The 21,596-nt window shown below is 43.9% G+C and carries 24 protein-coding genes and 1 pseudogene; 12 read left to right on the top strand and 13 right to left on the bottom strand.

Features of this window, described 5'->3' with window-relative positions:
• Nucleotides 1-2: 2 nt before the first annotated feature.
• Nucleotides 3-833 (top strand): class II fructose-bisphosphate aldolase, encoded by an 831-nt coding sequence (locus LDO37_RS06480; RefSeq protein ID WP_126606036.1) that lies wholly within the window; start codon nt 3-5, stop codon nt 831-833.
• 103 nt (nt 834-936) lie between these two features.
• On the top strand, nt 937-2,097 hold the full coding sequence (locus LDO37_RS06475) for a Gfo/Idh/MocA family protein (RefSeq protein WP_126606037.1): 1,161 nt from the start codon (nt 937-939) through the stop codon (nt 2,095-2,097).
• Between the two features lie 102 nt (nt 2,098-2,199).
• Here LDO37_RS06475 and LDO37_RS06470 read toward each other — a convergent pair whose 3' ends face one another.
• Nucleotides 2,200-2,415: a helix-turn-helix domain-containing protein gene (locus tag LDO37_RS06470; RefSeq protein WP_101112259.1), complete on the bottom strand. Its 216-nt coding sequence runs from the start codon at nt 2,413-2,415 to the stop codon at nt 2,200-2,202.
• 9 nt (nt 2,416-2,424) lie between these two features.
• Nucleotides 2,425-2,973, bottom strand: coding sequence for a DUF2975 domain-containing protein (locus tag LDO37_RS06465; RefSeq protein WP_126606038.1), 549 nt, complete (start codon nt 2,971-2,973; stop codon nt 2,425-2,427).
• A gap of 246 nt (nt 2,974-3,219) precedes the next feature.
• Here LDO37_RS06465 and LDO37_RS06460 point away from each other — a divergent pair, with 246 nt between their 5' ends.
• Nucleotides 3,220-4,431, top strand: coding sequence for a hypothetical protein (locus LDO37_RS06460; RefSeq protein ID WP_126606039.1), 1,212 nt, complete (start codon nt 3,220-3,222; stop codon nt 4,429-4,431).
• A 119-nt stretch (nt 4,432-4,550) separates the two neighbouring features.
• On the opposite strand, the gene LDO37_RS06455 is transcribed toward LDO37_RS06460, so the two are convergent.
• Entirely contained in the window at nt 4,551-4,766 is a 216-nt protein-coding gene (locus tag LDO37_RS06455; RefSeq protein WP_126606040.1) for a DUF3360 family protein, read from the bottom strand.
• A 483-nt stretch (nt 4,767-5,249) separates the two neighbouring features.
• On the opposite strand from LDO37_RS06455, the gene LDO37_RS06450 reads away from it, so the two are divergent.
• Complete coding sequence (locus tag LDO37_RS06450) at nt 5,250-6,065, top strand: MurR/RpiR family transcriptional regulator (RefSeq protein ID WP_126606041.1); 816 nt, start codon at nt 5,250-5,252, stop codon at nt 6,063-6,065.
• Between the two features lie 21 nt (nt 6,066-6,086).
• Here LDO37_RS06450 and iolG read toward each other — a convergent pair whose 3' ends face one another.
• On the bottom strand, nt 6,087-7,073 hold the full coding sequence (iolG, locus tag LDO37_RS06445) for an inositol 2-dehydrogenase (protein ID WP_126606042.1): 987 nt from the start codon (nt 7,071-7,073) through the stop codon (nt 6,087-6,089).
• Nucleotides 7,074-7,076: 3 nt separating this feature from the next.
• Nucleotides 7,077-7,901, bottom strand: coding sequence for a 5-deoxy-glucuronate isomerase (gene iolB / locus LDO37_RS06440; RefSeq protein ID WP_126606043.1), 825 nt, complete (start codon nt 7,899-7,901; stop codon nt 7,077-7,079).
• 268 nt (nt 7,902-8,169) lie between these two features.
• On the opposite strand from iolB, the gene LDO37_RS06435 reads away from it, so the two are divergent.
• From LDO37_RS06435 to LDO37_RS06410, 6 genes are all read left to right on the top strand, one after another.
• On the top strand, nt 8,170-9,342 hold the full coding sequence (locus tag LDO37_RS06435) for a phytanoyl-CoA dioxygenase family protein (RefSeq protein WP_126606044.1): 1,173 nt from the start codon (nt 8,170-8,172) through the stop codon (nt 9,340-9,342).
• Between the two features lie 148 nt (nt 9,343-9,490).
• A complete protein-coding gene (locus LDO37_RS06430) occupies nt 9,491-10,372 on the top strand; it encodes a DMT family transporter (protein ID WP_126606082.1) in 882 nt (293 codons plus the stop codon).
• Nucleotides 10,373-10,566: 194 nt separating this feature from the next.
• A complete protein-coding gene (locus LDO37_RS06425) occupies nt 10,567-11,244 on the top strand; it encodes a spondin domain-containing protein (RefSeq protein ID WP_126606045.1) in 678 nt (225 codons plus the stop codon).
• A gap of 122 nt (nt 11,245-11,366) precedes the next feature.
• Nucleotides 11,367-11,831 carry a DUF302 domain-containing protein gene (locus LDO37_RS06420; protein ID WP_126606046.1) on the top strand — a complete coding sequence of 155 codons (465 nt, stop codon included), beginning with the start codon at nt 11,367-11,369 and terminating at the stop codon, nt 11,829-11,831.
• A gap of 261 nt (nt 11,832-12,092) precedes the next feature.
• A complete protein-coding gene (locus LDO37_RS06415) occupies nt 12,093-12,572 on the top strand; it encodes a hypothetical protein (RefSeq protein ID WP_224056054.1) in 480 nt (159 codons plus the stop codon).
• Between the two features lie 15 nt (nt 12,573-12,587).
• A complete protein-coding gene (locus LDO37_RS06410) occupies nt 12,588-14,276 on the top strand; it encodes an LruC domain-containing protein (RefSeq protein ID WP_399481209.1) in 1,689 nt (562 codons plus the stop codon).
• 124 nt (nt 14,277-14,400) lie between these two features.
• Here LDO37_RS06410 and LDO37_RS06405 read toward each other — a convergent pair whose 3' ends face one another.
• The 3 genes and pseudogenes from LDO37_RS06405 to LDO37_RS06395 all read right to left on the bottom strand — a co-directional run.
• Nucleotides 14,401-15,348: a polysaccharide deacetylase family protein gene (locus LDO37_RS06405; RefSeq protein ID WP_185829695.1), complete on the bottom strand. Its 948-nt coding sequence runs from the start codon at nt 15,346-15,348 to the stop codon at nt 14,401-14,403.
• Nucleotides 15,349-15,521: 173 nt separating this feature from the next.
• Nucleotides 15,522-16,046, bottom strand: coding sequence for a lipocalin family protein (locus LDO37_RS06400; RefSeq protein WP_126606049.1), 525 nt, complete (start codon nt 16,044-16,046; stop codon nt 15,522-15,524).
• A 64-nt stretch (nt 16,047-16,110) separates the two neighbouring features.
• Nucleotides 16,111-16,236: pseudogene (locus tag LDO37_RS06395) on the bottom strand (OsmC family protein); the annotation flags it as partial.
• A 92-nt stretch (nt 16,237-16,328) separates the two neighbouring features.
• Between LDO37_RS06395 and LDO37_RS06390 the strand changes: the two are divergent.
• Nucleotides 16,329-17,660, top strand: coding sequence for an IS4 family transposase (locus LDO37_RS06390; protein WP_224055365.1), 1,332 nt, complete (start codon nt 16,329-16,331; stop codon nt 17,658-17,660).
• Here LDO37_RS06390 and LDO37_RS06385 read toward each other — a convergent pair.
• The 3 genes from LDO37_RS06385 to LDO37_RS06375 form a co-directional block, all read right to left on the bottom strand.
• Entirely contained in the window at nt 17,630-18,013 is a 384-nt protein-coding gene (locus LDO37_RS06385) for an OsmC family protein (RefSeq protein WP_224055364.1), read from the bottom strand. The genes LDO37_RS06390 and LDO37_RS06385 overlap by 31 nt on opposite strands.
• Nucleotides 18,014-18,157: 144 nt before the next feature.
• Complete coding sequence (locus LDO37_RS06380) at nt 18,158-18,505, bottom strand: hypothetical protein (RefSeq protein WP_126606052.1); 348 nt, start codon at nt 18,503-18,505, stop codon at nt 18,158-18,160.
• A 215-nt stretch (nt 18,506-18,720) separates the two neighbouring features.
• Nucleotides 18,721-19,023, bottom strand: a complete 303-nt coding sequence (locus tag LDO37_RS06375; protein WP_126606053.1) for a Dabb family protein — start codon at nt 19,021-19,023, stop codon at nt 18,721-18,723.
• A 253-nt stretch (nt 19,024-19,276) separates the two neighbouring features.
• On the opposite strand from LDO37_RS06375, the gene LDO37_RS06370 reads away from it, so the two are divergent.
• Nucleotides 19,277-20,032, top strand: coding sequence for a 3-hydroxybutyrate dehydrogenase (locus LDO37_RS06370; protein WP_126606054.1), 756 nt, complete (start codon nt 19,277-19,279; stop codon nt 20,030-20,032).
• Between the two features lie 24 nt (nt 20,033-20,056).
• On the opposite strand, the gene LDO37_RS06365 is transcribed toward LDO37_RS06370, so the two are convergent.
• Both LDO37_RS06365 and LDO37_RS06360 read right to left on the bottom strand, forming a co-directional pair.
• Nucleotides 20,057-20,518 (bottom strand): GNAT family N-acetyltransferase, encoded by a 462-nt coding sequence (locus tag LDO37_RS06365; RefSeq protein ID WP_126606055.1) that lies wholly within the window; start codon nt 20,516-20,518, stop codon nt 20,057-20,059.
• A gap of 81 nt (nt 20,519-20,599) precedes the next feature.
• Complete coding sequence (locus LDO37_RS06360; protein ID WP_126606056.1) at nt 20,600-21,517, bottom strand: permease; 918 nt, start codon at nt 21,515-21,517, stop codon at nt 20,600-20,602.
• Between the last annotated feature and the right edge of the window lie 79 nt (nt 21,518-21,596).

The raw sequence follows: 21,596 nt of genomic DNA, 5'->3' as shown, positions 1-21,596 counted from the left end.
AAATGCTCGTATCACTCAATGAGATACTTCCTCAAGCGGCCGATAGCTCAGGCGCTATCGCTTGCTGCAATGTGTTTGGAATCGAAGAAGCTATCGCGATTGTGCAAGGAGCGGAAGCCATTAACCGACCTGTAATCCTTGCCGTTAATAAAGACATGGTGGATCTGGCTGGCGTAGATGTGATGGCAGGAATGCTGGTTCCTATCGCCAAGAAAAGCCAAGTTCCCGTCGTTGTTCATCTTGATCATTGCTATGAAGAATCGATCGTGTACCAGGCGATGCATGCGGGTTTCAGCTCCGTTATGTTTGATGGTTCTCAATTGCCTTTTTCAGAAAATTTGGCGCGTACCCAACAAGTAGCAAAAGTGGCTAAGTCACTGGGTGTTTCTTTAGAAGGAGAGCTAGGATCCGTACCCTATGAAGAAGGTCGAGATCACATTCAGTCAATTATCACCTCAGCAAACGAGGCTTGGCAGTACGCTAAAGAGAGTGGCGTCGATGCGTTAGCGGTATCCGTTGGAAATGTGCACCGTAAAATGCGAGCAGACAGCCCTATTGATTTTAAGCGTTTGCAAGACATTGAAGAAGACATGCCAATTCCTTTGGTCATACACGGCACTTCAGGAATTCACCCTGATGATCTACAAAAGCTCAAAAGGACCCGAGTGGCAAAATTTAATGTAGGGACCACACTTAGGATGGCAATGGGGTGCAAAGTTCGTGCGTTGATGAAGGAAGACTTACATTTCGATAGAAGTCGATTCGCTCTGGCTGCAATACCTACACTTCAAGAAGAAGTTGTGCGCGTGCTATCTCTTCTTGCGCCAGACTAGGCTCTTCTTGCTCCAGACTAGATTTTTCTTGCTCCGGAATAAACTATTTTTGCGCAGAACTCACGTGTACGCACCTTTCTCCTAGCTGATAAAAGGAAAGAATATGAGCCTCTCGATACAAAAACTTGGACGAAGGTTAAGGCTTGCTGTGATTGGTGGAGGTCCCGATTCGTTTATCGGGTCTATTCACCGAAGTGCTGCCACTATGCACGAAGAATTTGAAGTGGTGGCCGGTGTTTTTTCTTCGAACCCAGACCGTTCTTTGAAAGCCGCTGAATCTTTGGGCTTTCGAGGATACGCTTCGCCTGATGCGTTATTTTCTCAGGAACAAAGCCGAGCAGATGGTGCAGATGTGATTGCGATTATGACGCCCAACAACACTCATTACGCCTTGTCCATTCAAGCTCTAGAAATGGGTTTTCATGTAATGTGTGAGAAACCGCTCACAATGAACGAAGAAGAAGCAAACCATCTTGTTGCCAAAGCCAAGCAAAGTAAGAAGTGTTATTGCGTTGCATACGGCTACACGGGCTATGCCATGGTACGCCAAGCACGCGCCATGATAAAAAATGGTGTCATTGGCGATATAAAAATGCTTCAAAGCAACTATATCCAAGGGCATTTGGCTGAGCTAACGCCCAGCGAACTTGATGAGTCTAATTGGCACATGAAACCTGAGTTAGCAGGTCCTTCATTGATACTGGGCGATATCGCAACCCACAGCTATCACTTGCTTAGTTATGTGTCAGGAATGATCCCTGAAAAAATCAGTGCTGATGTCACTGCCTTGGTGGATGGGCGTCAAGCAGACGATTATTGTGGAGTGCAATTGCGATATTCAAATCGTGCGCGAGGTCAGCTATTTGTCACTCAAGCTGCAGCTGGTGGCGTACATGGCTTGAGTTTCACGATTTATGGTACAAAAGGTGGCATAGAGTGGAACCAAGAACAGCCCAATGAATTACTTGTTAGACCGTTAGATGCACCTGCATATACCTTAACCAAAGGGGGTAAAGGATTATTGCCTGAAGCACAAAGAGTATCTCATGTTGCTATTGGGCATCCGGAGGGCTATCGAGAAGCATTCGCTAATTTGTATTTTGATTTGGCGAATCACATTGTGGCACTGGAATCGGGAGAGGAACCTAACCCACTGTGCCTTGAATATCCTCGTGTGGAAGAAGGTGCTGAAGGTATGGCTTTTGTGTTTGCGGCATTAAACTCAAGAGATTCAGACAGCCAATGGGTTGCGCTAACCTCCTAAGATGTTTGTCGCGCTGAATGGCGTATACCCAGTCAGACAATAAAGGCGTGAATATCCCATCACGCCTTTATTTTTGTCCAACCTTCCTGCGACCTTAGAAAATCACTCTGATTGCTCTGCTTGATACTCCAAGATATCACCCGGTTGGCATTCAAGTACTTCACACAACTTTTCTAACGTTGAAAAACGTACGGCTTTTGCTTTGCCATTCTTTAACACCGACAAATTAGCTTCGGTAATCCCCACTTCTTGAGCCAGCGTCTTTAATCGCATTTTCCTTTTGGCCATCATTACATCTAAATTAATACAAATCGTCATGATAAGCCCTTAAATGGTATGGCGGTTTTCGTCTGCAAGTGCATGACCTTCTTTCATTACCCAAGAAATGATCACCACGATAAAGCCAAACATAAGCGTCAGCAAATCCAGACCTTCAAAAGTTACCGACAACATACGTTTACCAGGTGTGTTGTTGAACGACAGAATCACTGATGTTGCTGCGCCATAAATGAGCGAACCACCAACCCAGTAAAACAAGCTGTAGCCGAGCTTTTGGTAGTAATTGGCATTCTCCAACGAAAAGATTTCATCGCGTTCGTAGTTCTTGAACAGCCGGATTAACAGCGTCAGCGCATACATAATAATGCTGCACAACATCAAACTCGCGATCATTATGTATACCCGGGTGCTGATAGACAAAGGTAAGGAGGTGAAATCATTAGTCTTGAAGCTCATTTCAATGATGCCCATTGAGGTTAAAAAGTCATACGGCGTCTCCACCGTTAGCCAGTAGTAACAAACCATAATAGGCGTTAATACAAACAAACATTGAAATAGAATTCGCACGCGGCGGCTTTGATTTTGGATCTTTGACATTAGGTGAATCTCATCTGATTGCATAAGCGCATACTAAATCGTAAAGAATCGAAGATCAACATTAAATTATCGAAAAACGATAATTTAATACTCTTTAAGAATAAGAAATACTGGGGAGAAAGTTAGAAGACTCACCCTTACATTCGCTTACCCAACACACGATTAATTCATGAAATGCTAAGATCTACTGATATAACCACATAGCCAACACTTCGCCTCTGACGAAGTGCACAGCGGGATACCAAAATGAAGCGTTTCGTTCTTACTAGTTTGCTTGCCACATCCATCACGTTTAACTTAACTGGCTGTAACAGCACAAGTAATGCCTCTGCCGCTTTTATTCCTCTTTCTGAAGAAACAAAAAGCCTAGGAATTGAAGATGTACCCGACACACTTTCAGAAACCTACAGCATTGAAATGAAATTCAATCGCTACACAAAAGTACTTGCGCCAAATGGAAAGGCAATACACCTGATCGCGCAAAACGAGCTATCAGACAATCAAATTGTTCGTGCGAGATCGGTGTTAGAGCATTACTTAACCCCTCTCCTCAATTCACAGTTTGGATCAGACAAAACCCAAGTCGCCAACAAAATGGCAGATAACAATGCAGTACTCTTGCTTCTGAATGGTGAGGACGATGGTTCTAACCCTGCCTCGGATTTAGGTGGTCAACCGCTGTACCAAAATGAAATCCAAGTTGAAGGGCACAAATGGTATATCAATCAAAACTACGACCACCGCGACGCGACATTTGAAGAAATTCTGCACTTGGTTCACGACTGCGGAATCGGTATTGATCAAGAAGATACGTTCATGGGAGCACTGCCAGCGTTTCAAGCTGAAATACGGCAAGCGCAATATTACGCCTTAGCGCACCGATTGTGGGGAGGGGGTATTGACCAAAAAAACTGGATAAATGAACTGACAGAAGAAAACAGCCTGTCACAAGAATATCTCGCATCAGTCATTGATTCCTACTACGGTCTATGGGGGGCTTGGTCGGAAAGCAATAAGCATGGAATGTGGGGAATTTATACCGCAAAAAGCCGTAAGGAAATTGCTCTGGAAGACACCCTTGGTGCGGAATTAATGAACAATAAATTCTTCCACTCTTACCTCACATACAATGCTCGAATTGATGGAAGTTTTACTGGTGATTTTAGCTTACGTTTTAACGAATCCGTTCCCTATACTCACCATTCTCAATACCTTAAAAACATTACATTAACGGGATCGAATCCTTCGAATGTAATCGTCAATTCTATGGACAATGAAATCACTGGAAACGCAGCAACAAACAAAGTGTTCTTTTCAGGAAACGCTTCGGCTTACACAATCGAAAAGCATAGCGACGGCTCAGTTACCATTAAAGACAAGCAACAACGCAGAGACGGTAAAAACAACTTAAGCCATATAGAAAAACTGGTCTTCAAAGACAAAACAATCACCCTTTAACCCAAGTTGAGTTTGGAGAGCTCGATTTGGCATGAGCTCTCCCTCTTCTTTACTTACAACCAGTTATGCTTGAAAAGTTCTAGAGCTATAGCAATTCCAGACCTAAATCATTTCTTGACCTAAAGCAACGCAGGAATACCAGGTAACTGCCCCACTAGTGCAAGTGCTCCTACACAAACGGAAACGGCTAACAAAGGAATACCAAACCTATCGATACCAGAAAGAGAGTCTGAGCGTTCTTTATTTCCAATAATGCCGGTGTTGTCCAAAATCACGGTATTTGAGGGAGACCGATAATGCCTTAGTGTACATTTGCAAAGTAGCAAGAATTTCATTATCTAAGCCCATAAAGTGTCCACCCTAAGAATGTTATACTTTTGTGAAGGCTCCTATCGTCTACAGCTACTAAAAAGAAGCGTGAAAAAGCAAACTCGCAAATAATCCTATTAAAAGAGAGAGATTAAGCAATCGCTGATAACTGATTTATTCATCAATTAGCTTATCTTCCCCAAAAAAATGACCGAATAGATTTGTCATTGTTGGTTCAAAGTCACAAATTTAAGTCGGGCTACCGACTCACGGTTAAATTTTATTTTTGTACTGGTGCCTTGTTTGAAAACCGGGTAATTCTCGCTGAACGAAGCACTTTGAGGTCACATGGCTATATAGATATTTGGGTATATAGGCATTTGGATATATAGGTATAGGGGCAGCTCTCACGAATCTGATACACAGGATTGAAATGTTTATTCCAAATGAAGTAATCTCGAAATATAGAAGGACGTTTTCCTTCTCACTTTCACTTATTTGGACGCTACATGAAACCCGTAACAACACTCAATGAGTTACAAGATCGTATCCGAAAAGAATACGGCAGCTTAAGCCGACGCCTTCAACAAGTGGGTCAGTATCTACTGGATAACCCTGATAATGTGGCATTTGATACGGTTGCCGTTATTGCCAGTAACGCCGATGTCCCTCCTTCAACACTGATTCGATTTGCCAGCGCATTGGGCTTCAATGGCTTCAATGAGATAAAGCAACTGTATCGCCAAAACATGGTGGAAGAAACCAGCAATTATTCAGATCGGGTAAAGCTTGTAAAAGCCATGTCTCCAGACGAAATTAAACCAAGCACACCGATTTCTCGCTTGCATTCCTTCGCACACGCTAATGCCCACTCTCTAGAGCAACTGGCAAACAAAATCGAAGAAGATGATTTGAACAAAGCAGTCAAACTGTTGGACGAAGCAGAATGTGTTTATGTAGTAGGAATGCGCCGTTCATTCAGTGTGGCGTCGTACTTTGTGTATGCCTTACGTCATTTAGGCAAACGAGTCATGCTGATTGATGGATTAGGTGGTATGTACAATGAACAGCTTGCGATGGTCACCAAAAAAGATGCGGTTATTTCGATCAGCTTTACCCCGTACGCCCAGGAAACACACGACTGGGTAAGCTCTGCTCAACAAAAAGGTGCAAAACAGGTCACAATTACAGACAGCCAAGTCAGCCCCATTGCAGAGCTTTCTGATGTGAATTTTGTTGTGAATGAAGCCAATGTAGACGGCTTTAGAGCTCAGTCTGCAACGCTGTGTCTCGCACAGACCATTGCCGTTTCATTGGCTTCATAGTTGCCTCTATTTACAGTTTTCTTATAGCGAAACAGGCTGCCCTGAACGCATAGATTTGGTGGCAGCTTCAGCAATTACTAAAGCAATCTCACCATCATATCCGCTGCATAAAGGCGCTGTTTTTCTTTCGAGGATATCCACAAAATGTTGCCATTCAACTTGATAAGCTTTTTCGTATCTTTCTAGAAAAAACGGCTGAGGTTTCGCTGATTGCACACCAGATTCATCCCATTGCTGAACCAAATTTTCCGGCAAATTTTCTACACGTAACATCCCTTCACTTCCATGAAGTTCTGCGCGTTGATCATAGCTGTATCCAGATCGACGACTATTAATGATCGTTGCGGTAGCACCAGAAGGGAAAGAGAGAACCGTTACCGCCGTGTCGATATCACCTGCTTTTCCGATCTCTTCATCCACCATACAACTGCCATGGGCCATCACAGAAATAGGATCCTCTCCTAGTATGAATCGCGCCATATCAAAATCGTGAATTGCCATGTCTCGAAACAAACCACCAGAGACTTTGACATACTCAACTGGCGGTGGAGCGGGGTCACGAGACGTAATCACTAACGACTCAGCTTTACCGATCGCCCCTTTAGCATACTGTTGCTGGAGCGCAGAAAAATGAGGATCGTATCGGCGATTGAACCCCACCAACATCGGTACTTGATGAGTAGAAACAGTCGCAAGACATTGACGCACTCGCTCTAGGCTTAAATCAATGGGCTTTTCACAAAAAATAGCCTTGTTCGATTTCGCTGCAAGTTCAATCAAATCAGCATGGGTATCCGTTGCCGAGCCAATGCAAACCGCGTGAATACTCGGATTTTCCATCGCATCCTGTATCGACATAACTTGCGCATCGTATTTCTCTGCCAACATAAGAGCGCCCTTTTCATAAGGGTCGATAATCGCCGTAAGGTTAGTTTTTGGGTGTGAAGAAATGTTGGCAGCATGTACCTGACCAATGCGTCCGGCACCAAATAGAGCAATATTAAACATGTTTTAATCCATCTTTTTATATTCGTCAGTATTAACCCATTGATGGTCTTTTTCCCATGTAAACAACCATTGTCTTACTGGGCCAGCCATCACATTTAAATAGTAGCTGTCATAACCAGCTACGGTCGCGACAGGGTGATAACCTTTAGGTACCTGAACAACATCGCGGTCATACACCGCCATGGATTCGTCCAACGTACGATCATCGGTGTACACTCGCTGAAAACAAAATCCTTGTTCTGGATTCAGCCGGTGGTAGTACGTTTCTTCTAGCAAAGTTTCATTCGGCGGATCGTCTTGATCGTGCTTATGACTGGGGTAAGAACTTGTGCACCCTTCATCGGTATAAACTTCAACAACCAGCAAACTGTCTGCGGGTTTGTCGTCGGGCAAAATGTTATGCACAAACCGCTGATTTCGGCCATTGCCACGATGCTCGGCACCTATGTCTTTAGGAGAGATCAGTCGCGATGGGTGCGTGCCTTTGCCCGGAGCTCGGCACACTGCTAGCTCTAAATCTGTTTGAGCGTTTAATGTGCATACAGCTCCGTTTGAAAGGTAAACAGCATAAGGTTTGATCTTGTCGAATGGTGACATCCTCTCCCCTATCTCCCCCAAACTCTCCCCGGCTAATGTCGCCCTTGCCTTGCCTGAAACCAGTACAATACAAACTTCTTGTCCTTCTACGGCTTCAAAACTTTGGGTTTGACCACTCGTGAGTTGCACAACGTCAAAACCAATGTACGTCCAACCCGCCGACGCAGGTGTAATGTGCTGTATACGGTTCTGTTCGTCCCGACTTTTCCGTTTAGAAAGTAAATCAGACATCCATTTTTTCTCCACATTGCTGCACAACTTGATGGTGATGTGCTGGGTTGCCTTTGATGGAAATAAATATTTCACATAAAGAGCAAATGAAACAGTTAATTCAAAAAGTGATTCCCAAAAGTGTGATGATTGGCTAGAATTTAACCGCACATTTGCATAAGAATGCGGAATAACATCTGGCGGAAAACAAAAAATCAAAGGGTTACAGATATCCATCGGATACAGTAAAACAACGGTAAGACACTACTTAGGGAAAAGGAGAAACCCCATGTACTCGAACTCTAAATTTCCAATGTTTGCGAACAAAGACAACATCAGTTTAGAAGACTTTGTCACCAGTCGTGTTCCCTCTTCAGAATTTGCACTCAAATGGCCATCTGAAGTGCATCAAGGTATTGTCATTTACGATGCGCACCAAATTGATTCCGAAAACTGGGACACGATCAAAGAAGAATTAGCGAGTATTTTTCTGATGGGAGGCGGTATTGTCGTCATTAAGCACTTTTTCTCGGATACCCAAATCGTCGATTCGATGAGTCATGTTTTTAATGACATTCTGGCATCGGAGCTAGGGTTTGGTGAAGGCGATCATTTCGCTCAAGCAGGGGCAACGGCCAATGGGCGTATCTGGAATGTGTTTCAAAAAAGTGCGTTGGCGAACCCAGACGTATTCATCAATTACTACAAGAACCCTTTGCTTAAATTGGTTTCAGAGTCTTGGCTTGGCGGAAACTACCAAGTTACCTCTCAGGTGAATATTGTTCGTCCAGGGGGACGCGCACAACAGTCTCATCGCGATTACCACCTTGGTTTTCAACACGCAGATACGTTAAGCCAATACCCCGTTCATGCTCAGCAAATGTCGGCATTATTGACTCTGCAAGGAGCTATCGCACACAGTGATATGCCGCTAGAGAGCGGTCCGACCAAGCTTTTACCTTACTCACAACACTACCCATTAGGGTATGTCTCGTGCAGAGAGCCCATATTTCAACAGTACTTCGAAGATCACTGTGTGCAACTGCCGTTATCCAAAGGCGATGCCCTCTTTTTTAACCCAGCCATCGTGCACGCAGCAGGACAAAACGACACACAAGACGTGCAGCGCTGCGCCAACTTACTTCAAATATCCTCTGCGTTTGCGAAACCGATGGAAACGGTAGATTTAGCAAAGGTATCGTCAACGCTCTTCGATAACCTAAGTGTACATTGGCAATCAGGAACACTGAACGAATTGGAAAAAGACGCCATTCTTACAGCCTCGGCTGATGGTTACTCTTTCCCCACCAATTTAGATACAGACGCACCCGTTGGTGAATTAGCGCCTCAAACCATGAAACAGTTACTCAAATCGGTATTAGACAAAGGCGAGTCGAAACAACAATACCAAGAAGCACTATTGGCTCAATCCGAAAGGCGAAAAGCTGAACCCGAGAGGTGATCTAGAGCGCTTAGCTTGGTTAAGCCTTTATATTCGACCAGCATCAAATTCATTCAATTTTTTTGAATAGATTTGTCGTGTCACAAGCGTTGGCTTAATGGTGAATAAAACGTATGATTTAAAAACACAATTTTTATTCACCACTTTTATGCACACTCAACAACATAACCCTATACGCGGTGCGTCTTGGATGCTTACCGCCGGAATGGCTTTCGCCATTGTTAATAGCCTTGCTCAAGTCGCAAGTATTAACTTTGGCGTTCCGTCCACCACCGTAGCGCTGCTCCAATATGGGATTGCGCTATTGGTTATTCTCCCGTATCTAAGAACGCTAGGCATTCGCCAATCACTCAAAACTCAACATTTTGGGTGGCATGCAATGCGGGTTTTTCTCTCCGTTATTGGTATACAACTTTGGCTGTGGGCACTGGCGTACCCTGTCCCTATTTGGCAAGGCATCGCATTGCTAATGACATCACCGCTTTTCGCCACCGTTGGTTCAGGTTTGATCCTAAAAGAAAAAGTGGGGGCTGCTCGCTGGTTTGCGACATTGGCAGGCTTTGCTGGTGCCATGATTATTTTAGAGCCATGGGCAGACGACTTTAGCTGGGCGACACTATTGCCTGTCGGTGCTGCATTTTTCTGGGCATGTTATTCCATTATGGTGAAAAAGTTATCAGTGAACGATCCACCTTCCACTATGGTCGTGTACCTTCTTTTGCTGATCACCCCATTTAATCTATTGTTGGCGCTACCCGATTTTTCTATGCCTAGCACGTGGAATTTATGGGCAGTGTTGATTGCCGCAGGAGCGATGACAGCGCTAGCGCAATGGGCAATTGTGAAAGCTTACGCCGTTGCCGATGCATCGTTTGTACAACCCTTTGATCACGCAAAACTTCCTCTAAACGTGTTGGCTGGGTGGATGGTATTTGGCTGGGTTCCACCTGGGCGGCTATGGCTTGGCGCCGCCATTATTATTGGTGCCGTCGCTTTTATTACGCACTGGGAAACCAAAAAGTCGAACTAGCCTTCTGCTATAGAGTGTACTTGTGGTTGAATGCTCTTGCAGTTGGGTGCCCTTATGATTCAATATGCTCGCGCTTAAGAATGATAGCGCGAGCATCTTTTGTGATGCATTTGTGAGCTTTCTGTGAGTTATTCGAGCAAAGGCTGAGCGTATAGTCGTTATGACTTTTAAATAACGACACGCGAGGTTTTCGCATGAAAAACACAACAAAAACACTCATCTCTTTAGCACTCTTTAGTCTTTCACCTTCATTGCTCGCCAACTCTTATTACTACCATCAAGAAAGAGTCTACGAAGTCACCGTAACGAACCTGACAAAAGGCATATCGTTTACGCCTTTTCTTGGTGCAACCCACTTACCAAGACATCAGCTTTTTCAACTCGGGGAACCTGTCTCTGATAACGTTGAGCGCGTTGCAGAAGGCGGTGATATTGCCCCCTTGCAAGCTCAACTTGATGGCTCTAACTACGTATCAGCTACCTCATCTTCAGCAGGCTTGCTCAATAATGGCCAAAGCGTGTCGTTTGAAATCACATCAACTCGCCCGCATAGCCGATTGAGCCTTATTTCCATGCTGCTTCCCACCAATGACACAATGGTATCACTCCGCGGAAAACGACTGCCTAGGTACATTGGTAAATCGGTGACCTACCAAATGCACGCATACGATGCTGGCACAGAAGCCAACGATGAATTATGCGCGAATATTCCGGGTCCTCAATGTGGCGGTTCGCCATTCTCTGCTGCAACTGACACAGATGAAGGTTATGTTTACCCAAGCCCTGGTATCCACGGTGAGGCCGATCTTGCGCAGTCTGCCTATGACTGGCAAGGCGCTGTCGCCAAAGTAAGAATTAAACGAATTCAATAGGTTGAACCTTGGCAGAACCTATGTTCTGCCTTATTCTGCTAAACGATTGTTCTCTCTGAATGGGGAATTGGAGGAACGTCAATGCACTCAGTAATATTGACTTTACTTCCAGAGGAATCAAAATGAAAAAAACCATCGCTATTGGCGTGTTTTCATGCCTTTTGTCCTACTCGGCCATTGCTGAAAACGGCCTTGTAACCATAAAAAGCAATCACAATGTCGATCAAACAACTCAGAACCTTGTGACTGTTCTTGAGAAAAAAGGCATGACCGTTTTCACCCAAATCAAACATGATGAAGGTGCAAAGAAAGTGGGAATGGAACTCAGACCCACCCGTCTAGTTATTTTTGGTAATCCAAAAGTCGGCACACCATTGATGAAATGCAGCCAAACCGCTGCTATCGACTTGCCGCAAAAAATGCTCATTTGGCAAGACGAAGCAGGGGAAAATTGGTTGTCTTACAATAGCCCTGACTACCTCAACACTCGTCATGGATTGGACATGAATTCTGAGAACAAGTGTGAAAAAGTTATCGGTAAAGTGAAACAAGCATTAAGTAATTTTGCTAAGGCTGCTACTCAGTAACTACCGCTCGCAATTCAGTTTTAGTTCTATACGTAGGAGTGTGGTGTTGGTATATACCGATAGCCAAATTGGCAGTGCTCCTACTGTATTTCCCTCCTTTCCACTTCGCTTTTTGACCTTCTAAATTGATTCTCAATTAGACAAAATCCAACTCGAAAAAATAAAAAACATTAAAATTCAAGCTATTAAATTTGGCACACCGCTTGCTGCAACCACAATTAGGAATAAATCCAAAATCTATACTAGCTAGCGGGGTGAATGATGAATATCACACAAAATGCCATTTCAGTAACCATAGCCGCCTTGATGCTTTCAGCATGTGGTGGCGGCGATAGTAGCAGTTCTGGGTCACCCTCCCCTTCAGCACCAATTTCAAGCTCAGAATTTAAAGATATTACTGTGCCTAGTGGGTTTGATTGGAAAGGCTCGTCCAACCAACAAATCACATTCAGTGTCGTCAGTAACATGACTCAAGTCGATGGGGTTAACGCCAACATACGTGGGCACCATATTTTAAAAATCTACAGCATGACATCATCCAGCGCAGATCCCATTCCATTCTTCACTGGAAGAACCGATTCTATGGGTCAAATACAAAGTGAACTTCGACTTTCATCCAACTGGCAATCCATCAAAGTGACAACCACGGTGGATGGAGAAAACTGCACTAGCGTGACGTCCATTTCAGATTTAACGAATCAGATTAATGTGGGTTGCGACCTTGTATTAGGCACGGATTAGGAGGCTGCTATGATCATTAGAAAAACACATCAAACTGCGTGGTTTCTTCTCTCGCTAGCTTTATGCAGTACCTCTGCGTTAGGCGCTGCGTCGGAGGATAACACCGTAACCAATAATGATGGTTCCGTCACTATCACTCAAAAAATCAACGCAAACAGTACGTCACCGCATTACGTTGCACCTTCTGGCTACGGGTTTGATATCTACAGCGGTAAAGACCAAGATTACTCTTGGCAACACAGTATCTCTTTGCCTACAGGGGCTCAGGTTACGGAATCAACACTCACCATTTACGCCTACGATATTGATTCAGAGCCCAGCCATGGCGAAAACGGGGAATACGACAGTATTTCTGTCGATGGCTCCATGCTCTCGCCCGGCTTTTTGCAAGGAACGAATCGAACTTGGTCTACAACGGTGTTTGACCTTCCAGTAGCCTCACTATCGGATGGCATCATCGATGTGGATCTTGATATCGACATGGCGAGAAGAACATGGAAAACGACGCTGAAATACAGCCTAATGACCGTCACCTATATCATTATTCCAAATGACCCACCCTATACTCCAACACTGAGCCGAAACACAGGAACGGGCGTTAACGAAGATCTTGTGGTTACTGTGACAGGACCTACTCCTACCGACCCAGATGGCGATAGCGTGTCTTACGTCTACCGCTGGTTTGTAGACGTTGGACAAGGGTATTTCGTTGATGACGAGTTCGCTGGTAAGTCCAATAACTCAGGCGCAACTTTACCTTCAAGCGAAACGAGTCTTAACGAACAATGGAAAGTACAGGTGTATGCCGTGGACAGTAACGGTTTGATCAGTGGCGTAGCAGAAATCACGTGGCCGGTCATTGGTGATACCGATGGTGATGGAGTAATGGATGCGGAAGACTACGCTCCAAATGATCCAACAATAGCCTTCTACAGCCGCACCCCAACCTCTGGCTGGTATACGTTGAGCTTTGAGGATCAGTGGCCAAATGAAGGTGATTACGACCTAAACGATTTTGTAACGCGATACGCTTACGAAGTCTATACCAATGCCGATAATGAAATGACGCGCTTCGATTACATTGGACAGGCTGTCGCTCGTGGTGCTAGCCGAGCCAATGGCTTTGGTGTTTCGCTTAGCGGCATTGAAGCAAGCCATGTATCGAGCATGACGAAAACTGTTGCAGGCGTCCAATCCAGCTTGTCACCTGAAAGCGGACATAGCGGTGAAATGGTCTTTATTGCATTCAGCAATATCCACGACATACTGCCTTCCAATGGGTCATTCAGTTTCTTCAATACCAACAACACCGACGAGCGAGATGGCGTCGATTATCGGGTTTCGGTTGTGCTGAGCACGGCACTTGAGTCGTTCTCTAGCTCCATCATAAATCCCTTTATTTATGCGACTTACAGCCGAGGTACAGAAGTACATTTAATGAATCAGCCCAATACCGATTTGGCAGATACCAGCCTATTTGGATCTGGAGTCGATAACTCCGATTCAGCAGCAGAACGTTTCTACCAAACATCAGCGGGCTTACCTTGGGCGCTTGATGTTCAAAGTGAATGGCTGCACCCTCACGAAAACACCGATGCTGCTGTAGCATACCCATATTTAAAAACATGGGCGGAATCTGGGGGCAAAACAAACACGGATTGGTTTAGCAATAAGGTCAACGGAAAATGTTGGAAATGCCGATAAACTTCTTCCGCTAAGTTTTTATATAGAAAGGTAAATCGACAGGCGTTAGCCTTAGATAAAAACAATACGCCCATTGATTTGATTCAATGGGCGTATCATATCGGTTGACCTGTCAATGAAGAGGCTAATTTAAGCAGTTACTCCCTTCCGTCATCAATTTTTTTAACTCTCGATAATCCGTAAATTGAATGTTGTTCTCTTTTATTGCTTTTTTAAGTGAACCATCGGTCCAAACACGATATTCATCAAATCGTAATTCAGCGTCTCTGAATTGCTGCTTGGCACTGTCGGTTCGAAATGCAGGGTGAATCGCGACGTGATGAAGGGCTGGCTTGGCATCTTCAAACATTTCTTGATATTGGACTTTGCTTAGCCCCTCATCCATTAACCTGTCTGTCGGGTTGTAATACATCCAAAATACATCTGGAGAGAAGAATCCTTTCCATTGCAGAGTCGCGGTTCGGCTCCGCTGCTCACGCTGACTCATCCAGTGGTGCTGAACAATAATAGGCAGTTTGTAGTGCTTTGCGATACTAAGGGTGACATCCCAGAAATCTTCTCGATATGCCCAATACAGCATGTGGAAATCAAGATGAGTCACATCAAGCCCCATTTCTAATGCGAGGTCGATTTGCGCTTCCAGTTCTTTGCGCACGTCTTTGATATTTGCGTGCTCTGCGAGTTCATCTCCCGTTGGCCACATGAAGCCTTTTTCGTTGTATAGCGAAGGGACCTCTTCTTGGCTGAGTAATGGCGTCCAACTATTGGCTTCTTGCCATTCGTTGGTCAGTGTTAGATGCAGACCAACTGGTGCTTTATTGCTGATAGCATAACGTGCAGAGAAATTGAAATTTGGTGTTGGAACCATTAAAGAGAAGGTTTGAACAATGTCTTGCTCATACATTTCAAACACAGCCTTATCCATATCGGGGTGCATCCCAATGTCGTCAGCGTTAATCACAAAAACCGTGTCTTGCGCATCGAAACCGAGGCACTGATTTATTTTGCTGGCATCGGAGCACCCACTCAGCAATAGTGCCGCTCCTAACGCACTGACCCATAACTTAGCCATTTTTCGCCTATACATATTCTGGTTTGAGCAAAATATGCCACAAATTCAATATACGTGATTTGACTTGTGTTTCGATTTTATGAGCTTATTGAGCGACTTGAATAGAACATCCGAGCCGCCTCGCATTTATACCCAGCTCAGGTATAAATGCTTTGAGACTGCATTAGATAGGTCTATTTGAAAGGTTGCTGATTCACGAATATCAGCTCACTGGTGTTAAAACCTTTTGCTTTAGAGATCTCTACAAACTTGTCCTTAATCTCTTGGCTAACTTCAGGTGTACGAGACAACAACCAAAGGTAGGAGTTATCTGGTCCCGAAACGAAAGCGTAATCATAACCTTCTTTTTCCAGTTCAAATACCACGTAAGAACCGTAAAACGGTCCAAAGAATGACACCTTCAAGTAACCTTGATCATCGCCTTCAACAAAGTACGCCTTGCCTTCCGCTTGGCTCCACTCTTTATCTTCGAGGGAGTAACCGCGATTTACAACGCGAATACCGCCATCTTCGCGCCAAGAATATTCCGCCGTTACCTGCTCTAATCCACGCTCAAACGAATGATCCAACCTCGCGATTTCATACCATTTCCCTAAATATCGCTCTCCAGCAAATTCTTGCACTGGTTGTACTTTGTCTGGCATACCTAAACAGCCACTCAAAAATAATATGGATAAGACCACGCCGATAATTTTCATTGATTCCCCTACACTGTATTAGAAGGTAGTTAACCTCAGAGTTGAGGTAGCTTGAGTATATATCTTACGAATGGATTTCAATTTTGGATTTCACAGAGTTCGCGATAAAACAGTTTTTGTGAGCCATTGTGTGCAGCTTTTGAAGTTGTTCTGGAGTTGGAATTTTACTTCCAGAAAAAACCACATTTGGGTTAACACCGATCAGTTAAGCATTTGATCGGTTGAACGATCCTACAGATGGTTAACAATACCCTCAGAACTTTACGAACTGAGGGTATTTTTATGTTGGCGCACTGGCTCATTGATGTTGATGATTATGCCGCTCCAGAATCTCTAGCTTTGTTTCAAAAAGAGCTGCCTCTTGAATGGATAGAGCAGGCGCTCGACGTGACCAATAAAGCCAGTTTGAGGCGAAGAAAGCTGCCTGCTGAGCTCGTTGTTTGGTTACTTGTCGGTATCGGTTTATATAGAGACAGACCGATTACGGATGTCCTAGACAAATTAGACCTGAAGCTTTCTAACTCTTTGGGAGAGTCCATTGCTCCTAGTGCGATCCCTCAAGCTAGAAAACGCTTAACCGCCAAACCATTGGAAGCTTTGTTTTCGTTGACTGCTCAGCATTGGACAAAATCGGAAGATAGTGAGGATAAGTGGTTTGGCTTGAGGCTATTTTCGGTTGATGGTACCCAATTTAGAACTCATGGTACCCATGCGCTTGCTAAGCATTATCAGTATGTGAAGCACAGTAAAACTCAACATACGGAATATCCCGTAGTTCGACTATGCGCGTTTTGCTCCCTTCGCAGTCGCTTACTCCATGATGTTGCTTTTGGTTCAAGTTCAATGGGTGAAGTGAGTTACGCCAAGAAGCTCATTTCTTCAACGAAACCAAACTCTCTCACAATTTTTGACCGATGTTATTTAAGTGCCGAGTTGATGCTCAATTGGCAACGCCAACACGGTTCCAGTCACTGGATGACCCCAATAAAATCAAATACGCAATATAAAATCATGGAACAGTTAGATGATGAAGGGCGTGATCTGATTGTCGAGATGGATGTGTCAGCGCATGCACGAAAGCAAGATCCGAGTCTCCCCGAGAAGTGGTATGCGAGGCTGGCTTTGTACCCGGAATCAGAGCAACCTAACCATATTAAAGGTGTACTGACCTCTCTTACCGATAGGCAATATGACTTTCAGTCCTTACTGGATGTCTATTTTGAACGGTGGGAAGTAGAGAACAGTTATGGGGAAATAAAACATGACATGTTGGAAGATGAATTACTTCTTCGAAGTCAATCGGTAGAAGGTATAGAGCAAGAAGTTTGGGGGATATTGATTGCTTATAACTCGGTTCGCTTAGAGATAAGCCGTATCGCGAAAGAAGCAAAGGTGTCACCTTTACGGATAAGTTTTATGATGGCACTTCGAGATATCCAAGATGAACTCATGTGGTGCGCGATAGCTTCACCAGGTTCGGTTCCCAAAAAGCTGAGAGCGATGAGGGAGCGGGTAAAACGTTACATATTACCTAAACGAAAAAAACGGTCCAAACCAAGAACCGTTCGTATTAGTAAAACTCGTTACCCAGTACGCTCAAAACACCTTAAGTGATAGGTGTTAACATTTGGGTTTAGTGACACGTTGCTGATCCACTGCTTTCCGTCTTCACCTTCCGATAATGTTCCGAACGCTTTGTCTTCGTAATGCTCCACTACATATCTTCGCTTAGCGGCAATCGCCAAAAAAGCCATCATATGGCAGCTCGAAAGTGTGGCAACATACGCCTCTTCTGGATCAACAGCCGTTTCATCTGACAAAGGAGAAGGAATAACTAAAGGAGAAGAAGACGCTTGTAGGCATATTCCACCGTCAAATTCCCAAGAATGTGCACGGCTGAATTGGCTATCAGTAAACGTTTGATTTTCCAATTTTTGCCAACGGATTGTTGCGTGATGAGTCGTCATGGTTTTGAGTGCACCTTGAGAAAAAACAAAGTGTACCCAAACTCTTGGATGGATTCGCGGAGAATCTTAACGATTTAGGTGGCCAATTTTATTTCACAAGCAAAATCGGTAGGCACAATACAGTTTGAGGACTAACACACTTTCCTAATCATTCTCGTAAATGATGCAATCATTAGCGTCACGACGGGCACAATCGTTTCTTTGCTCGTTCAGTACCTTATCTTCGATATCCATCGCTTTCCAATCACTGTCGGTTGGAGAGCGTCCTCGGTCCATAAAAGTGATAAGTGGTTCGTCAGATTCATCACTTTCCCATATGGAACCCTCGTATTCAAAGCCACTTTCTTTCTTCGAATCTTCATTGCAGTTGGTACTGGAATAAGCATGCGAATTTCGGTCACAGGAATCGTAGAGAATGGAATTAGCGTGAGCAAGAGAAGATATTTGACTGCTGAGCATCAACAGAGAGACAGCAAAAAATTTTCGATTCATTTGTTTAATTAAAATTATCAATACAACGTAAGGAATGCATTCTATAAATAACCACGCTTTGGTCAATGTTTTTTAACGTAACTGTCTTCGTGGTTCAAAAATGAAGGTTTGCCGGAAAATTCTTCTGCTAACAAAGGAACTTTTTTCGGAGTAGAGCTGATAACGTAACAATACCAAGCTCCCCCCCCTCTTTCATGCGCATAAGAGCCAATGGTTTAACATGTTGGGATGTAATCAAGCACGATAATGTCTTCTAAGATAGGGTGAAATTGCGCTTTTAACGATTCATGCTCTGGGTGTTTTAAATAGTTCTGACGCCCTTCTTCATCTGCAAACGTCATAAAAATACAATGCGTATAATTTTTGTTTTTCCCTTCTGGGCTATCATTTTTGCCCCACTCAACAGACGCAACACCTTTCACTGTATTGGGTATCTCCAAAAATAAGCCAAGCAACGATTGGATCTGCTCTTGCTGTGCTGCTTCTTTAAACTCTACAAGTAGTAGATGCCTTATCATTGTTATCTCCTTCAATTCGCTTAATTTCTATACATCTTACTGATCTCTGAAAAGGTTTCCGCGCACCAAATTGGGTTCTGCGAACTTCATTCCATGCAATGATGATAAAGTCCCAAAATTCTGAACCTGTATCGACAGCAAAGTCTCACGTACCAATTTCAATTACACTGTAATTTCGGTTAGTTTTTGTTCTATACCGAGTCTCACATTAACCTGAGAGCGGGTTATTCAACAGCAGGAAAGGAGAAACTGAATGGTTAAAGTCGCAATCGTGACAGGTGGAACAAGCGGTATAGGATACGCCATTGCTAAAGCTTTAGCGTTCGAGGGAATCCGAGTGGCTATCGCTGATTTGAATGAGAGTGAAGGCAAACAAGCGGCATTTGAACTCGGGTGCGAGTTTTTCTGTGCCGATCTCTCTCTGGAATCGAACAACAAAGCGCTTGTCGAACAAGTTCTATCCAAGCTTGGCAGAATCGACATTTTAGTGAACAACGCAGGGTTTCAGCATGTTAGCCCGATAGAAACTTTCCCTGAAAATGTCTTATCTAAAATGCTTTCTGTGATGCTTACTTCCCCTTTCCTGCTCACTAAGTACTGCTGGGCACCAATGAAAGCCAATAATTGGGGGAGAATTATTAATATTGCTTCTATTCATGGTCAAGTCGCGTCGCCGTATAAAGCCGCTTATGTGACCGCAAAACATGGGTTAGTTGGGTTAACTAAATCTTCCGCGCTAGAAGGCGGCAAATGTGGCATTACCGCGAACGCTATCTGCCCTGCCTATGTCAAAACACCTTTAGTGGAAAAACAAATTGCAGACCAAGCCGCTAACCACAATTTGGATTACGATTCCGTCGTTCAAGAGATCATGCTGAAAAACGCCGCAATTAAAAGAATGATAGAACCCGAAGAGGTGGGAGCCATGGTGAAGTATTTAGTCAGTGATGCGGGTAGATCAATAACAGGATCAAGCTTATCCATCGATTTAGGGTGGACAGCGCAATAAGTGCAATGGGTGAGTGGATAACGACTACAGTTTCTTTCCTAAGCACACGGAAACCTTTCTCCCAACATATTTCCCATACGCTGGAATATTGTGGTATCCGTGTTTTTCGTAGAAAGAAACCGCTTTTGTATTCACTCGTCTCGTAGACAGCAAAGCCGAACGATACCCTTTGCTGAATGCGTATGACTCCAATTCACCCAACAGTAGTGACCCTAGCCCCGGTTTCGCGGAGTACATACGTTTTATTTCGCAGGCGGATTCTGAATGATAACGAAATCCGCCGCATACGGTCGGTTCACCATTTAAATAACCCACCAGATATCCATCTTTTTCCGAGTTAAACGCTTCTACCTTGAACGAACTCTCACCGCTATCACTCGTAATAGAAGTTAGGCTCTTGTTTAGTTCCTTCACTAAAGATAGAAAATCGCGATCGTCCGGAGCGACATATTTGAAGCAGAGTCTTTCCGGTGTTCCAGTATTCATTATGCTTCCATCCGTTTAAACACTCGATTGTACACAGTTCGCCTTTCTCAGAATGTTCTGAAACTAAAAGTCTACTAATGGCTAAAACAGAACATTGTGGAGCAGCCCTGCACCGATAGCCATAGACAAAATCACAGCGATAAAAGAGACAACTAGGGTATTTTTAAACATCGATTTTAACAAGATAACTTCTGTTAAGCTGGCTCCTGCACTCCCGATTATTAACGCCATTACCGCGCCAAGCCCCATGCCTTTGGCTGCAAGTGCCGCACTCAGTGGAATAACTGCTTCAGCACGAACGTAGAGTGGGATACCAATCACAGCTGCAACGGGAATAGCCAAAGGGTTATCCTTACTCGCGACACTTGCGATAAATTCCGTGGGCATAAAACCGTAGATAATCGAACCAATGGCAATACCACCAATCAAGAAGGGTAAGACCTTTTTAAAATCGTTCCAAGTACTATGCCAAACCCTTACCCATTTGCTTTCTGGTTTATTACTCTCACTGCACGTTGTTCCACACCCTTTTGCAATTGATGCATCATAGACTTCAGGCTTGATGTACTTTTCAAATCCGAATTTTTCGAGAGAGTACCCTGCTATCACAGACACCCCCATAGCCACTGAGAAATACAATATTGTGACTTGATAACCAAATGTGATCGCAAACAATCCAATAATGATGGGGTTCAACAACGGGCTAGCAAATAGAAATACCATCATGGTTCCAAAGCCTGCTTTTGCTCTTAATAGCCCCTTTAAGAACGGGATCGTTGAGCAAGAGCAGAAAGGGGTGACTGCACCTAGGAAAGCGGCAACCACATACCCTTTACCATTTTTGCTACTCAGTATGCTCTGGATTTTTTGGGGCGGAATGTACAGTTGAATAACCCCCACCACATAACTAATGGCTAAAAAAAGTATGGTTAGCTCTACTGCTAAAAAGACGAACATGGATAACGTTTCTTGCAAAGCGAGTGAGTTTATATCGAACATAATTCAAATCTCTATATTTCTAGAATATTCGAAATATATTCCTTACCAATAGAATGATCAAGATATTTCTAGTAATATC

The sequence above is a fragment of the Vibrio penaeicida genome, assembly GCF_019977755.1.
GTDB classification, from domain to species: domain Bacteria; phylum Pseudomonadota; class Gammaproteobacteria; order Enterobacterales; family Vibrionaceae; genus Vibrio; species Vibrio penaeicida.
Note: the sequence above shows the minus strand (reverse complement) of the source record. Positions and strands in the feature narration are given on the sequence as shown.

Excerpts from the sequence above, each read along its gene's own strand:
- LDO37_RS06425 (WP_126606045.1), top strand. The coding sequence starts at position 10,567 with ATGAAAAACACAACAAAAACACTCATCTCTTTAGCACTCTTTAGTCTT.
- LDO37_RS06380 (WP_126606052.1), bottom strand. The coding sequence starts at position 18,505 with ATGAATCGAAAATTTTTTGCTGTCTCTCTGTTGATGCTCAGCAGTCAA.
- LDO37_RS06365 (WP_126606055.1), bottom strand. The coding sequence starts at position 20,518 with ATGAATACTGGAACACCGGAAAGACTCTGCTTCAAATATGTCGCTCCG.
- LDO37_RS06420 (WP_126606046.1), top strand. The coding sequence starts at position 11,367 with ATGAAAAAAACCATCGCTATTGGCGTGTTTTCATGCCTTTTGTCCTAC.
- LDO37_RS06475 (WP_126606037.1), top strand. The coding sequence starts at position 937 with ATGAGCCTCTCGATACAAAAACTTGGACGAAGGTTAAGGCTTGCTGTG.
- LDO37_RS06480 (WP_126606036.1), top strand. The coding sequence starts at position 3 with ATGCTCGTATCACTCAATGAGATACTTCCTCAAGCGGCCGATAGCTCA.
- LDO37_RS06455 (WP_126606040.1), bottom strand. The coding sequence starts at position 4,766 with ATGAAATTCTTGCTACTTTGCAAATGTACACTAAGGCATTATCGGTCT.
- LDO37_RS06375 (WP_126606053.1), bottom strand. The coding sequence starts at position 19,023 with ATGATAAGGCATCTACTACTTGTAGAGTTTAAAGAAGCAGCACAGCAA.
- LDO37_RS06370 (WP_126606054.1), top strand. The coding sequence starts at position 19,277 with ATGGTTAAAGTCGCAATCGTGACAGGTGGAACAAGCGGTATAGGATAC.
- LDO37_RS06360 (WP_126606056.1), bottom strand. The coding sequence starts at position 21,517 with ATGTTCGATATAAACTCACTCGCTTTGCAAGAAACGTTATCCATGTTC.
- LDO37_RS06430 (WP_126606082.1), top strand. The coding sequence starts at position 9,491 with ATGCACACTCAACAACATAACCCTATACGCGGTGCGTCTTGGATGCTT.
- LDO37_RS06470 (WP_101112259.1), bottom strand. The coding sequence starts at position 2,415 with ATGACGATTTGTATTAATTTAGATGTAATGATGGCCAAAAGGAAAATG.
- LDO37_RS06465 (WP_126606038.1), bottom strand. The coding sequence starts at position 2,973 with ATGTCAAAGATCCAAAATCAAAGCCGCCGCGTGCGAATTCTATTTCAA.
- LDO37_RS06405 (WP_185829695.1), bottom strand. The coding sequence starts at position 15,348 with ATGGCTAAGTTATGGGTCAGTGCGTTAGGAGCGGCACTATTGCTGAGT.
- LDO37_RS06450 (WP_126606041.1), top strand. The coding sequence starts at position 5,250 with ATGAAACCCGTAACAACACTCAATGAGTTACAAGATCGTATCCGAAAA.
- LDO37_RS06460 (WP_126606039.1), top strand. The coding sequence starts at position 3,220 with ATGAAGCGTTTCGTTCTTACTAGTTTGCTTGCCACATCCATCACGTTT.
- LDO37_RS06435 (WP_126606044.1), top strand. The coding sequence starts at position 8,170 with ATGTACTCGAACTCTAAATTTCCAATGTTTGCGAACAAAGACAACATC.
- LDO37_RS06400 (WP_126606049.1), bottom strand. The coding sequence starts at position 16,046 with ATGAAAATTATCGGCGTGGTCTTATCCATATTATTTTTGAGTGGCTGT.
- iolB (WP_126606043.1), bottom strand. The coding sequence starts at position 7,901 with ATGTCTGATTTACTTTCTAAACGGAAAAGTCGGGACGAACAGAACCGT.
- LDO37_RS06390 (WP_224055365.1), top strand. The coding sequence starts at position 16,329 with ATGTTGGCGCACTGGCTCATTGATGTTGATGATTATGCCGCTCCAGAA.
- LDO37_RS06415 (WP_224056054.1), top strand. The coding sequence starts at position 12,093 with ATGAATATCACACAAAATGCCATTTCAGTAACCATAGCCGCCTTGATG.
- iolG (WP_126606042.1), bottom strand. The coding sequence starts at position 7,073 with ATGTTTAATATTGCTCTATTTGGTGCCGGACGCATTGGTCAGGTACAT.
- LDO37_RS06385 (WP_224055364.1), bottom strand. The coding sequence starts at position 18,013 with ATGACGACTCATCACGCAACAATCCGTTGGCAAAAATTGGAAAATCAA.